Annotated in this window: 13 protein-coding genes; 4 read left to right on the top strand and 9 right to left on the bottom strand. The window is 45.4% G+C overall.

The window, feature by feature from the left end:
* Window positions 1-82: 82 nt before the first annotated feature.
* The 9 genes from CKO50_RS06755 to CKO50_RS06715 all read right to left on the bottom strand — a co-directional run bounded on the left by CKO50_RS06755 (window position 83) and on the right by CKO50_RS06715 (window position 8537).
* The gene (locus CKO50_RS06755; RefSeq protein WP_095727541.1) at window positions 83-379 is read right to left on the bottom strand and encodes a DUF1330 domain-containing protein; all 297 of its coding nucleotides are present in this window, start codon (window positions 377-379) and stop codon (window positions 83-85) included.
* A 25-nt stretch (window positions 380-404) separates the two neighbouring features.
* Window positions 405-812 (bottom strand): VOC family protein, encoded by a 408-nt coding sequence (locus CKO50_RS06750; protein WP_176474620.1) that lies wholly within the window; start codon window positions 810-812, stop codon window positions 405-407.
* A 100-nt stretch (window positions 813-912) separates the two neighbouring features.
* Window positions 913-1674: an SDR family oxidoreductase gene (locus CKO50_RS06745; RefSeq protein ID WP_095727539.1), complete on the bottom strand. Its 762-nt coding sequence runs from the start codon at window positions 1672-1674 to the stop codon at window positions 913-915.
* A 6-nt stretch (window positions 1675-1680) separates the two neighbouring features.
* A complete protein-coding gene (gene mmsB, locus CKO50_RS06740; RefSeq protein WP_095727538.1) occupies window positions 1681-2568 on the bottom strand; it encodes a 3-hydroxyisobutyrate dehydrogenase in 888 nt (295 codons plus the stop codon).
* 12 nt (window positions 2569-2580) lie between these two features.
* Window positions 2581-3720 carry an enoyl-CoA hydratase/isomerase family protein gene (locus CKO50_RS06735; RefSeq protein ID WP_095727537.1) on the bottom strand — a complete coding sequence of 380 codons (1140 nt, stop codon included), beginning with the start codon at window positions 3718-3720 and terminating at the stop codon, window positions 2581-2583.
* A complete protein-coding gene (locus CKO50_RS06730; protein ID WP_095727536.1) occupies window positions 3720-4496 on the bottom strand; it encodes an enoyl-CoA hydratase in 777 nt (258 codons plus the stop codon). The genes CKO50_RS06735 and CKO50_RS06730 overlap by 1 nt, the downstream gene beginning before the upstream one ends.
* A gap of 10 nt (window positions 4497-4506) precedes the next feature.
* Window positions 4507-5664: an acyl-CoA dehydrogenase family protein gene (locus tag CKO50_RS06725; protein WP_095727535.1), complete on the bottom strand. Its 1158-nt coding sequence runs from the start codon at window positions 5662-5664 to the stop codon at window positions 4507-4509.
* 107 nt (window positions 5665-5771) lie between these two features.
* The gene (locus tag CKO50_RS06720; protein ID WP_010378628.1) at window positions 5772-7262 is read right to left on the bottom strand and encodes a CoA-acylating methylmalonate-semialdehyde dehydrogenase; all 1491 of its coding nucleotides are present in this window, start codon (window positions 7260-7262) and stop codon (window positions 5772-5774) included.
* 96 nt (window positions 7263-7358) lie between these two features.
* A complete protein-coding gene (locus tag CKO50_RS06715; protein WP_095727534.1) occupies window positions 7359-8537 on the bottom strand; it encodes an acetyl-CoA C-acyltransferase in 1179 nt (392 codons plus the stop codon).
* Window positions 8538-8851: 314 nt separating this feature from the next.
* Between CKO50_RS06715 and CKO50_RS06710 the strand changes: the two genes are divergently transcribed.
* The 4 genes from CKO50_RS06710 to CKO50_RS06695 are packed head-to-tail and all read left to right on the top strand — an operon-like array spanning window position 8852 to window position 12853.
* Window positions 8852-9244, top strand: a complete 393-nt coding sequence (locus CKO50_RS06710) for a MerR family DNA-binding transcriptional regulator (protein WP_010378624.1) — start codon at window positions 8852-8854, stop codon at window positions 9242-9244.
* Window positions 9245-9268: 24 nt separating this feature from the next.
* Window positions 9269-10444: an isovaleryl-CoA dehydrogenase gene (locus CKO50_RS06705; protein ID WP_095727533.1), complete on the top strand. Its 1176-nt coding sequence runs from the start codon at window positions 9269-9271 to the stop codon at window positions 10442-10444.
* A 9-nt stretch (window positions 10445-10453) separates the two neighbouring features.
* Window positions 10454-12061, top strand: coding sequence for a carboxyl transferase domain-containing protein (locus CKO50_RS06700; RefSeq protein WP_095727532.1), 1608 nt, complete (start codon window positions 10454-10456; stop codon window positions 12059-12061).
* A gap of 9 nt (window positions 12062-12070) precedes the next feature.
* A complete protein-coding gene (locus CKO50_RS06695; protein ID WP_095727531.1) occupies window positions 12071-12853 on the top strand; it encodes an enoyl-CoA hydratase-related protein in 783 nt (260 codons plus the stop codon).
* Window positions 12854-12857: the final 4 nt, after the last annotated feature.

Here is a 12857-nt window from a genome sequence, read left to right as displayed (position 1 = left end):
AAATTCAATTTACCGCGGAGTTATTAAACGTTATCGACCCACATAGAATAAACTTTACCCAATTTTGCTCCTTGTTTTAGCCTTACCTAATGTAGCTCGCCAAAATATCGAACCCACTGACGCTATCTTCAAAGTATCGCGCTTTTACCTCTACATATTCAGCATCACTGAAGAAGGACTCCATTGAAGCTTGATCAGGAAAATATATGGTAAAAAGTCGATTAGCTTGGCACTGTCCCTCTGTTAGCAAGGTTTCTGCAATATGAAAATCGTTACTAAATCCGCCACCATATTGTCTTAAGATTGGCCTCATTGCTTCACGATATTTGGCATATCGCTCGCTGTTATGAATTTCCATCGCCACTAACATCTCATACATAATTTAGCCCTTTTAAAGTAGTTAACTAACATTGCTCATAAAGCTCCAGCGGCAAACCATCAGGATCGCTAAAAAAGGTAAACCGTTTGCCTGTATATTCATCTATTCGAACAGGCTCTACAGCAACTTGATACTGCAAAAGGTGTGCAATACAAGCATCGATATCTGATACGCTAAATGCTAAATGTCTCAGCCCTTGCGCCTCTGGGTGTGATGGCCGTTTTGGAGGATTTGGAAACGAAAACAACTCAATCTGACTCCCATCAGGCAGCGCAAGATCTAATTTATAGGATGCTCTATCTTTTCGATAATTCTCATTGAGTACGCGCAAACCAAGTACTTCGGTATAAAACACCTTTGATCTTTGGTAGTCAGAACAAATAACAGCGACGTGATGTATTCCAGATAACTTCAAGCACTTCTCCTCAAGCATTTAGTGTCTTTTAAATAAAAAAGCGGCAATTTGCATTGCCGCTTCACACACTCAAGTAGGAACTTGGACTACACGTTGTAAAACCAAGCCTATTTTTTCATTACAGGCGAATGCCGCCGTCAATCTCAACGACACGTCCCGTAAAGAAATCGTTTTCAATGATATATTTTGCTGTATGAGCAATTTCTTGCGCTTCACCAAGACGCCCTACTGGCTTCATTTTCACTAGGCGCTCTTTGGCTTCAGGCTTCATTGCATCGGTCATTTTTGTACGGATCACACCTGGTGCAATTGCGCCCACGCGAATACCAAAACGACCTAACTCTTTAGCCCAACTGGTAGTCATCGCAACGACACCAGACTTTGCTGCTGAATAATTGGTTTGTCCCATATTACCAGCGCGTGCAACGCTCGACATATTAATGATCACGCCACCGTTACCCGCTTCTACCATTTTGACAGCAGCTTCGCGGCCGCACAGGAAAACACCTGTGAGATTAACATCAATAACGGATTGAAATTGCGAAAGCGACATTTTGTCGATGACATGCCCATCTTTTGCTTTGAGTAGCAAACCGTCACGCAAAATACCCGCATTATTAATTAATACCGAAATATCGCCGAAGTCATTTACGATGGCATTAAACACATTTTCAACGTCTGATTCTTGACTAACATTAGCGACATACGTGTTAACTTGTGTGCCGAATTGAGCAAGTTCGTGCTTCGCTTCTGCTAAAACGTCTTCTTGCATATCAATCAGAGCAAGTTTTGCCCCATGCTTTGCTATTTCCGTCGCCATGGCAAGACCTAAGCCTTGCGCACCACCGGTGATCACAACTGTTTTATTGTTAATATCCATAGTGTCTTATTTCTCTGAATAAAGCTTAAAAATCGCACTAAAGTCTTCACTGCCTTTGCCTTGATTTTGCATCAAGTTATACAAATTCTTCGCCAGCGCCCCCATGGGCGTCGCAGAATTCGTTTGCTGCGCAGATTGCATCGCAAGGCCAAGATCTTTAGCCATTAAATCAACCATAAAGCCCGGCTTATAACCGTTCGAAGAAGGCACATTTTCTAGTACATCAGGACATGGGTTGTATAGCTCTAGCGTCCAGTTACGACCAGAGCTGCTTAGCATAATTTCGCTCAATACTTTAGGATCTAAGCCATGATCCACACCCATTTGCAGCGCTTCACTTGTGCCCGCCATAAGTATTGATAACAGCATATTGTTACATATCTTAGCGACTTGTCCGGCACCAATATCTCCAGCATGGAAGATATTCTTGCCCATATTGGTCAGTACCACATTCGCACGTTCAAAGTCTGCTTTATTACCGCCGACAATAAAAGTTAAGGTACCGGCCGCTGCACCTGCCACACCGCCAGACACTGGCGCATCGACAAATGAAATACCCGATTCTGCCAACTTGTTGCCAACAAACTGAGCAGATCCAGCATCAATGGTCGAGCAATCAATTACTTGTGTATTTTTACTAAGGTAATTAATTAATCCGTCATCGCCAGTATACACTGCTCGAACATGTTTGCCTGCAGGCAGCATACTGATCACATAATCGGCTTCGCGACATACATCGCTCACAACCGTCGCCTTCGTCGCGCCACTTGCTTCAAGCGTCGCAACGGCCTCAGGGTTCAAATCGAATACACATACTTGGTGGCCAGCCTTTAATAGGTTAATGGCCATTGGACCACCCATATTACCTAAGCCGATAAATCCTACTTGTGCCATTTAAGTCACTCCTTATAAGTCACGCAATGGGTGATCGTTTTCATCCCAGCGAGGTGCAAAAAAGCGTTCTATTGCATCGTTTGTAACCTCGGCGACAGATTTAAATCGCCAATTTGGCTTGCCATCTTTATCAATAAGCAACGCACGAACACCTTCTTGAAACTCACCAAACTCGCCAGCCGTTACCGACATTCCTAATTCCTGCTTAAAACAGTCTCTTAGTGTTTTGCCCGCACTTCTAGTGAGCTGCGCTTTAACCAATGCAGCACTTAATGGTGAACCATGCTTTAATGCGGCCTGTGCCTTGCTTAGCCATTTGTTGTCAGTGCTATCCAACGCCAAAATAAATTCAACCTGCTCTGATAAAGTATCTTTCTCATCAAGCGCTTCGAATACCTTGATAAGCGGTTTAATTTCGCTTTTTGGCGGCGCATGAGACGCTTCATCTAGTGACAACAGCAACTGAGTAAGCTTTTCATGATTTAATACATTGGTTTTGCCCCAGTTCACTTCAACTAGGTTTTGTAATAGTAAGCTCAGCTTTTCTGAGTCCATAAAGTGGTCGGCGAGCCCAACCAGCTTGGCATCCGCAGCGTTAATGTTTGCAGCGGTGAGCCCCAAGAATAGTCCAACGCCTTTTGGCATCTTATTGAGGAAATAGCTCCCTCCCACATCAGGGTATAAGCCAATGGTGATTTCCGGCATAGCAATGCGCGACGTTTCGGTCATCACTTTATGGCTTGCACCAGCCGTTAAGCCCAGTCCACCACCCATGATGATGCCATTACCCCAAAGTAGGATTGGTTTATCATAGTTATGGATTTGATAATCTAACCGATATTCTTCACTAAAAAAGGTTTCAATTAATGCGTTACTCGTATCAGACGACATTTCGCGATATAAACTCACGACATCGCCGCCGGCACAAAACGCCTTCTCTCCAGCACCTTTTAGCATAACCATTGCTATTTGCGGGTCGTTTGCCCAAGCGTCAAGTTGTGGCGCGAGCAAACGGATCATATCGAGGTTTAAGGCATTTAACGCTTTTGGTGCATTTAATGTCGCCAGCGCTATTTTCATCCCGTTATGGCACGTTGCCTGTTCGAATATAACCGGCGCCTCTTCGTGATTTATTAGCTCAAATTCAGTCATTAGCCATTTACCCAATTCGCTTTACGCTTCTCTAGAAACGCGTTTACGCCTTCTTTTTGATCTTGCGTATCGAATAGTGTTACGAAGAGTTCGCGTTCCAGCGGCAATGCGCTATTGATTGTGCCAGTGCGACCTTTTTGAATGAGGGCCTTACAAGCTGTGACCGCAACTGGACTTTGATCTTCCACTTTCTTAGCAAGTTCAAGCGCAGCCTCCAGTGCTTTACCCTGCTCGACCACTTCTTCAACTAAGCCAATTTGCTGTGCTTTATCAGCTTTTAAGCGTTCACCGCATAAAATCATACGTTTTGCCCAGCCTTCACCCACAAGCCAAGACAAATTTTGTGTGCCGCCAGCACAAGGTAACAATCCGACTTTCGCCTCAGGAAGTGCCATTTGGGCTTGAGCTTCGGCAATACGGATATCGCATGCTAGTGCGACTTCTAAGCCGCCACCCATTGCAAAACCATTGATAGCAGCAATTGATACGCCTCTAAAGTCGCTGAGTGTTTCAAACGCTTCGCCAAATACTCGAGACATATCCGCAGCGACCCCTTTGTCGCCGTCGGCAAATACGTTTAGATCCGCACCGGCTGAAAAGAACTTTTCGCCTTCACCAGTGATCACTAAAGAATAGATTTCTTTATCTCCATTCAATTCGATTACTAGATTTTTAAGTGCAGTCAATGTGTCTTTAGTCCACGTATTCGCCGGTGGATTTGACATAGTAACAACGGCAGTATGGCCTTGTTTTTCGAGTTTTAATTGTGCAGTCATGATACTCTCCTTATAGGACGCTTGCCGCGCCTTCAGCTAAGATCCGACGTGCAATAATTACACGCATGATTTCGTTTGTACCTTCAAGGATCTGATGAACACGTACGTCACGTAAATGACGTTCAAGTGGATATTCTTTGATATACCCGTAACCACCATGAATTTGCAGTGCATCATCACACACCTTAGTACCTACATCAGTGGCAAAGCGCTTTGCCATAGCGCAATAAGTGGTCTTTTCTGGGTCGTTGCTATCCAGTTTAAATGCCGCAAGTCGAACCATTTGGCGCGCAGCCACAAGTTCTGTATTCATATCTGCAATTTTAAATTGAAGTGCTTGGAACGCCGCTAAAGGTTTGCCAAACTGAGAACGCTCTTGCATATACTGCTTGGCGGTATTGAGCGCCTGCTGGGCTGTACCAATCGAGCAAGTTGCAATATTAATACGACCACCATCAAGGCCTTGCATCGCAAATTTGAAGCCTTCTCCTTCTTGGCCTAGCAGGTTGGTAGCTGGGATACGGACATTTTCAAGCGTGATAAGGCGCGTAGGTTGTGCGTTCCACCCCATTTTTTCTTCTGCTTTGCCATAAATAACGCCGTCAGCATCGGCAGGTACAACAAATGCAGAAATACCTTTTGGACCGTCTTCACCGGTTCTTGCCATTACCACCAATACGTCGGTTTCACCTGCCCCTGAGATAAACATCTTAGAGCCAGACAAAACGTACTCGTCGCCTTCTTTTATTGCTTTTGTTTTCAGCGATGCGGCATCTGAGCCAGAACCTGGTTCAGTTAAGCAGTAAGAAGCCAGTAGCTCACCTGTTACCAACTGATCCATATATTTTGCTTTGGTTTCGCCCGTTGCAAAGCTCGCTATCATCCACGTTGCCATGTTATGAATAGTCAACATGGCGGTTGTTGCTGTACAACCCATAGAAAGTTGCTCAAAAATAATACTTGAGTCAAGGCGAGATAAACCCAGACCACCTGCCTCTTCTGGCGTATATAGACCGCAAAAACCAAGCTCACCTGCTTTTTGAATTACGTCTTTTGGAAAAATGTGCTCTTGATCCCATTTTGCAGCATGTGGAGCAAGCTCGCTCATTGCAAATTGGTGCGCCATATCGGCAAATGCTTGTTGATCTTCGTTTAGGTTAAAGTCCACGCTAGACCTCTCTTGCTGTTCTGACACCCTGAATGTGTGTCGGTAATTCTTATCGTTTTGGTAAAAAATAGCGTACTCCCCCTGCAGAGCACGCTATGCAATATAAGTTATCTAAGGTTGATACTCATATTTGGACCACTGACGGCCTCATCGTCAAACCAACGTGAGGTAATCGTTTTAGTTTCTGTATAGAAACGCACGCCTTGCTTACCATAGGTGTGTTGGTCACCGTAGAATGAATTCTTCCAACCGGTAAATGAGAAGAACGGCAATGGCACAGGAATAGGAATATTAATGCCGACCTGACCCACTTCGATTTCACGCTGGAACTTACGTGCTGCGCCACCGCTTGCAGTGAATAATGAGGTGCCGTTACCGTATGGGTTGTTATTAATAAGCGTAATTGCTTCATCTAAACTATCGACAAAGACACAGCAAAGGACAGGGCCAAAGATTTCTTCTTTGTAGATATCCATTTCAGTTGTGACATTTGAAAACAGGGTGGGACCTACCCAGTTACCATTTTCATAACCCTCAACTGTAAAATCAGAGCCATCTAGCAAACACGTTGCGCCTTGCTGCTTACCACTGTCAATCAGCGACAGAATGCGTGCTTTAGCCTGCGGCGTCGTTTGCGGACCATAAGCAGCTTCAGGATCATCCCAAACGCCAGGACGAACCTTCGCCATTGCGTCTTTTAGTTCCTCTACCCACTGTTGTGATTGCCCAACAAACACGGCAACTGAGATCCCCATACAACGCTGACCACCCGCGCCAACCGAAGAGCCAACCAGGTTATTGATCACTTGTTCTTTTTTCGCATCTGGCATGATAACCATGTGGTTTTTCGCGCCAACACATGCTTGAACGCGTTTGAGGTTTTGCGTACCTTTGCTGTAAATGTACTGACCAACACCACAAGAACCCACGAAAGAAATCGCACGAATTTCCGGCGCTTCAAGGATCTGGTCAACCTGATCCTTACTACCGTGTACTACCTGTAGTACGCCTTTTGGCGCACCGGCTTCTTCAAACAATTCAACCAAGCGCATTGGCGTTAGTGGGTCTTGCTCTGATGGCTTAAGTACAAAGGTGTTACCGCATACAATTGCCATTGGGAACATCCATAGCGGGATCATCGCTGGGAAGTTAAATGGCGTAATACCCGCACAAACGCCTAACGGTTGGGTATACGAATAGGTGTCGATATTACGGGCAACGTTTTCTACCGTCTCGCCCATCATCATTGAAGGGGCATTGCATGCTTGCTCAACCACTTCAATACCGCGCCATACATCACCTTTCGCATCTTCAAAAGTTTTACCTAGTTCATGACAAATGATGGTTGCGATTTCTTCTTGGTGCTCCTTTAGAAGCGCCGCATAACGCATCATAATTCGCGCACGCTCAGTTACCGGAACATTACGCCACGTTTTAAATGCTTCTTGAGCTGAATGAATTGCAGCTTGTACTTCTTCGTTAGTAGCACAAGGTACTTTTGCTAATACTTCTTGATTAGCCGGATTAACAACGTCTAACCATTTGTCAGACTGAGACTGTGAAAATTCACCGTTGATGTATAAAGGTACTTGGTGCATGAAGCACTCCTCCCCATAAAACGAGTTTATGCGCTGCGTGAATGATTAGAATTATGGAAAACGCAGCGCCCCTTGAACGAAATAAATTGCAGTAACTTACACTTCTACCGCGAGCGCTACAGCTTCACCACCACCGATACATAGTGACGCTACGCCTTTTGATAAGCCGCGGTTTCTTAGTGCATGGATAAGTGTAACTAAGATGCGTGCACCGCTTGCACCGATTGGGTGACCAAGTGCACAAGCACCACCGTTGACGTTGACTTTGTTGCTATCTAACTGCATTTCGTTGATAGCCAACATAGTCACCATGGCAAACGCTTCGTTGATTTCCCAAAGGTCAACATCTGCGGTTGACCAACCTGCTTTTTCAAGCAGCTTATTCATCGCACCAACCGGCGCAACGGTAAATTCAGCAGGCGCTTGTGAGTGCGTTGCATGGGCAACAATCTTACAAAGTGGCGTCAAACCGTGCTTTTTCGCTTCTGATTCACTCATTAAAATCAGCGCTGCTGCACCGTCAGAAATAGACGAAGAGTTGGCAGCAGTGATAGTGCCGTCTTTTTTAAATGCTGGACGAAGTGATGGAATTTTGTCTGGACGCGCGTTACCAGGTTGCTCGTCAGTATTAACCTCAACATCCCCCTTACGTGTACTCATTACATGAGGGGTAATTTCATTGCCAAAGCTGCCATTTTCGATTGCGGCGTTTGCTTTACTTAGTGAGCCAAGTGCAAATTCATCCATGTGCTCGCGGGTAATGCCATATTCATCAGCGGTAGCTTGTGCGAAACAACCCATCGCTTTATTATCATAAGCATCTTCTAAGCCATCAGCCATCATATGGTCTTTGATTTCTCCATGACCCATGCGCATTCCGCCACGGGCTTTTGGAATAAAGTAAGGTGAGTTAGTCATGCTTTCCATGCCGCCCGCGATAGCAGACTTAATGCTACCTGAGCGGATGAGATCATGCGCGAACATCGCCGCTTTTAGACCCGAGCCACACACTTTGTTAATTGTCGTCGCTCCCGTCGAGCGCGCGAGACCCGCGTGTAGCATTGCTTGACGCGCTGGCGCTTGACCAAGGCCTGCGGGTAAGACACAGCCCATGATAACTTCGTCTATACTCGCGTCACTAAGACCTGTTTCATTCATTACTGCTTTAATTGCAGTCGCACCTAAGTCTGTCGCGGTTGCGTCAGATAGGCTTCCCATAAAGCCACCCATTGGTGTACGCTTAGCAGCGACGATGACAACAGCTTCGTTACTCATTGCAAAACTCCTGTTTACAAGCCAATCTTGGCTTGTTAAAAATTAACTCTGTATTCGAGCATACATAATATTTACGTTTACGCCAACGTAAATCTAAAATCAAGCCATACGAGATCAGTGAAAGTGTAAAGCTAACTTGCACAAATTTGTTTCCAAGGCTTATTTTCTCTAGCTGTAATGAAGATTTGATGACAATTCAAACGTACAGATTATTCCTTTTATAAGACTAAAGAAGGATCTGTTATTCTTACTTTACCTTTACGTAAACTTCACTTATATTGGTCTAATCAGTGACGTTGTAAGTGTAAATAAAAATGCAAGAAATTAATGAACCTACCTATTCAATCAGCGAGTTAGCTAAAGAATTTGATATTACCACTCGCAGTATTCGTTTTTACGAAGACCAAGGACTCCTTTCTCCTAGGCGTCAAGGACAAACGCGTATTTACTCAAAACGTGACAAAGTTCGATTAAAACTGATCCTTCGCGGCAAACGCCTTGGTTTTACACTTGCTGAAACTGGCCGACTATTTGAGCTTTACGACGCCGACAAATCGAGCGAAAAGCAACTTAAAACCATGTTGCAGCTCATTGAAGAGAAAAAAGCCGACTTAAGCCAACAGATGGACGACATTAAAGTTGTCTTAATGGAACTGGTGACGGCTGAGCGCCGTTGTCGCGACACCCTACACGAGCTCGAAAAATAAACTCTCACAACAGGATGAATACCGATGAGCACAGTATCTTTATATAAAGAATTAAACTTTGGACTAGGCGAAACAGCAGACATGATCCGTGATCATGTGAATAGCTTTGCGACCAGTGAAATTGCCCCACTTGCTGAAAAAACAGATCAAGAAAATGCATTTCCAAACGAAATGTGGCCAAAGTTTGGCGAAATGGGCCTACTTGGGATCACCGTCAATGAAGAATTTGGCGGCTCAAACATGGGTTATCTTGAACACGTTATCGCAATGGAAGAGATAAGCCGTGCGAGTGCATCAATTGGCTTAAGCTACGGCGCACACTCAAACCTATGTGTGAACCAAATTAACCGTAACGGAAACCAAGCCCAAAAAGAAAAATATCTACCAAAACTTATCAGCGGTGAACACATCGGTGCACTAGCAATGAGTGAGCCCAATGCTGGCTCTGACGTCGTGTCAATGAAACTACGTGCTGAAAAGCAAGGTGACAAGTTCATCCTAAACGGTAATAAAATGTGGATCACCAATGGTCCAGATGCCGACGTTTTTGTGATTTACGCAAAAACGGATACCAATGCAGGCCCTCGCGGGATCACTGCCTTTATCGTCGAAAAAAGCTTCCCTGGTTTTTCAACGGCACAAAAGTTAGACAAACTTGGAATGCGTGGTTCAAACACCTGTGAGCTGGTATTCGAAAACTGCGAAGTACCTGCAGAAAACATCCTTGGCGAATACAACGAAGGCGTTAAGGTACTCATGAGTGGCCTAGACTACGAGCGTGTGGTATTGGCAGGCGGTCCGCTTGGTATTATGCAGGCTTGTATGGATGTGGTAGTACCTTATATTCACGAGCGTAAACAATTTAACCAATCCATCGGTGAATTCCAGCTGGTGCAGGGCAAAGTTGCTGACATGTACACGCAAATGAACGCAGCACGCTCATACGTTTATACCGTGGCAAAAGCCTGTGACCGTGGCGAAACCACTCGTAAAGATGCTGCTGGAGCGATTTTATATGCCGCAGAACTTGCAACCAAACTTGCACTTGATGCTATTCAGCTACTAGGCGGAAACGGTTATATCAATGAATATCCTACAGGTCGACTACTTCGCGATGCCAAGCTGTATGAAATTGGCGCTGGTACGTCTGAGATCCGCCGTATGCTTATCGGACGTGAGCTATTCAACGAAAGTCGCTAGGAGTGCTACATGACGGTACTAAATTCTGCGGTTAATCCGCATGATCCCCAGTTTAAGGCAAACAGCGATGCGATGGCATCGCTAGTTGCTGATCTTAAAGATAAAGTCGCCACACTGAGCCAAGGCGGTGGTGAAGCGCTTATTGCCCGTCATCAAAGTCGCGGTAAATTATTTGTACGCGACCGAATTGAAACCTTGCTTGACGAGGGCTCGCCGTTTTTAGAAATTGGCCAATTCGCCGCATTTGGCGTTTACGAACAAGATATTCCTTGTGCTGGTGTGGTCGCCGGGATCGGACGCGTTAAAGGCGTTGAATGCATGATTGTGGCAAATGATGCGACGGTAAAAGGGGGAACCTATTTCCCTATTACTGTAAAAAAACACCTACGAGCGCAAGAAATCGCTGAGCGCTGCCATCTTCCTTGTATTTATTTAGTGGATTCTGGCGGTGCGAACCTGCCAGAGCAAGATGAAGTGTTCCCAGATAAATTGCATTTTGGTCGAATTTTCTACAACCAAGCACGTATGTCTGCAAAGGGGATCCCACAAATCGCAGTGGTCATGGGGTTATGCACCGCCGGTGGCGCGTATGTACCAGCAATGGCCGATGAAAGTATTATCGTCAAAGAACAAGGCACCATTTTCTTGGCAGGGCCACCACTTGTTAAAGCTGCTACAGGTGAAGAAGTGAGTGCAGAAGACTTAGGCGGCGCAGATGTTCACTGTAAAGTCTCTGGTGTAGCCGATCACTATGCAGAAAATGATGAACATGCGCTTTCTATCGCAAGGCAGTGCGTGTCACGCCTTAATCACCAGCGCCCCACTCGCCCGTTCCTGCAAGATGCCAAACCACCACGTTATGACATCAGTGAGGTGTATGGCATTGTCGGTACGGATCTGAAAAAGCCATTTGATGTACGCGAAGTCATTGCCCGTATCGTGGACGATTCTCAGTTTGATGAATTTAAACGCTACTTCGGCGAAACACTCGTGACTGGTTTTGCTGAAATTTATGGTCACCCTGTAGGGATCGTAGCAAACAACGGTATTCTCTTTTCTGAATCCGCGCAAAAAGGCGCACACTTTATTCAACTCTGTGCACAGCGCAATATTCCGCTGCTATTTTTGCAGAACATTACTGGATTTATGGTTGGTCAAAAATACGAAGCGGAAGGTATCGCTAAGCACGGTGCAAAAATGGTAACAGCCGTTTCCTGTGCTGATGTGCCTAAGTTTACAGTATTGATTGGTGGCTCATATGGTGCTGGTAACTATGGCATGTGTGGTAGAGCGTACGAGCCAACCATGATGTGGATGTGGCCAAACGCACGGATCTCCGTAATGGGTGGTGAACAAGCTGCAGGCGTATTAACGCAGGTTAAACAAGATGGTTTAGCGCGCAAAGGCCTTAGCATGAACGATGCCGAAGTGAGCGAATTTAAAAAGCCAATTATCGAGCAGTACGAAAAGCAAGGACACCCATACTATGCCAGCGCAAGGCTTTGGGACGATGGCGTTATCGACCCTGCGGATACGCGCACAGTACTTGGTCTTGCCTTAGAAGCTGCGAGCAATGCGCCGCAAAAAGAGTCTAAATTTGGCGTCTTCAGAATGTAAGGAGCACTTATGCCTGTCACTTTAACTATAACAAAAAGCAAAGTGGCGATTTTAGAGCTAAGTCGCCCAGAAAAACATAATGCCTTCAATGCGGAGGTGATTGCCGAACTCATTAAGAATATCGAATATGCCAGCGGCCTCGATGTCAGAGCGCTGGTATTAAAAACCGAAGGTAAACACTTTTCAGCGGGGGCTGATCTGGCGTGGATGAAATCCATGGCAGACAACGACTATGACGAAAACGTCGCTGATTCTTTAGAACTTGCTAAATTAATGCAAGTGCTGGCCACTTGCCCTCACCCAACGCTGTGTTTGGTGCAAGGTGCTGCTTTTGGCGGTGCGCTTGGGTTGATCGCCTGTTGTGATATCGCCATTGCTGAGCGCAACTCTAAATTCTGTTTAAGCGAAGTCAAGCTTGGTCTTATTCCGGCAGTAATTAGTCCTTATGTCATTAAAGCCATTGGGGAACGCCAAGCGCGACGCTATTTTTTAACAGCCGAAGTATTCGATGGTGAAAAGGCGCTAGAAATGGGTTTAATTCACGAATTGAGCGATGATTTAGCAAAAAGCGAAGCGGATTTTCTCGAGACCTTGCTTAACAATGGCCCTGCTGCTGTGAAAAGTGCCAAAGCACTGATCAGCGAAGTTGCTGGTAAAGAAATAAATGAAGCGTTGATCGCCCATACCGCAAAGCGTATCGCTGAAATTAGAGTAAGTGACGAAGGCCAAGAAGGGCTTAGCGCCTTTTTCGATAAACGAGCACCACGCTGGCAAACAGCCGCAAGCGAATAGGAGT

It is taken from the genome of Pseudoalteromonas sp. HM-SA03, assembly GCF_002289345.1.
Taxonomy (GTDB): domain Bacteria; phylum Pseudomonadota; class Gammaproteobacteria; order Enterobacterales; family Alteromonadaceae; genus Pseudoalteromonas.
Note: the sequence above shows the minus strand (reverse complement) of the source record. Positions and strands in the feature narration are given on the sequence as shown.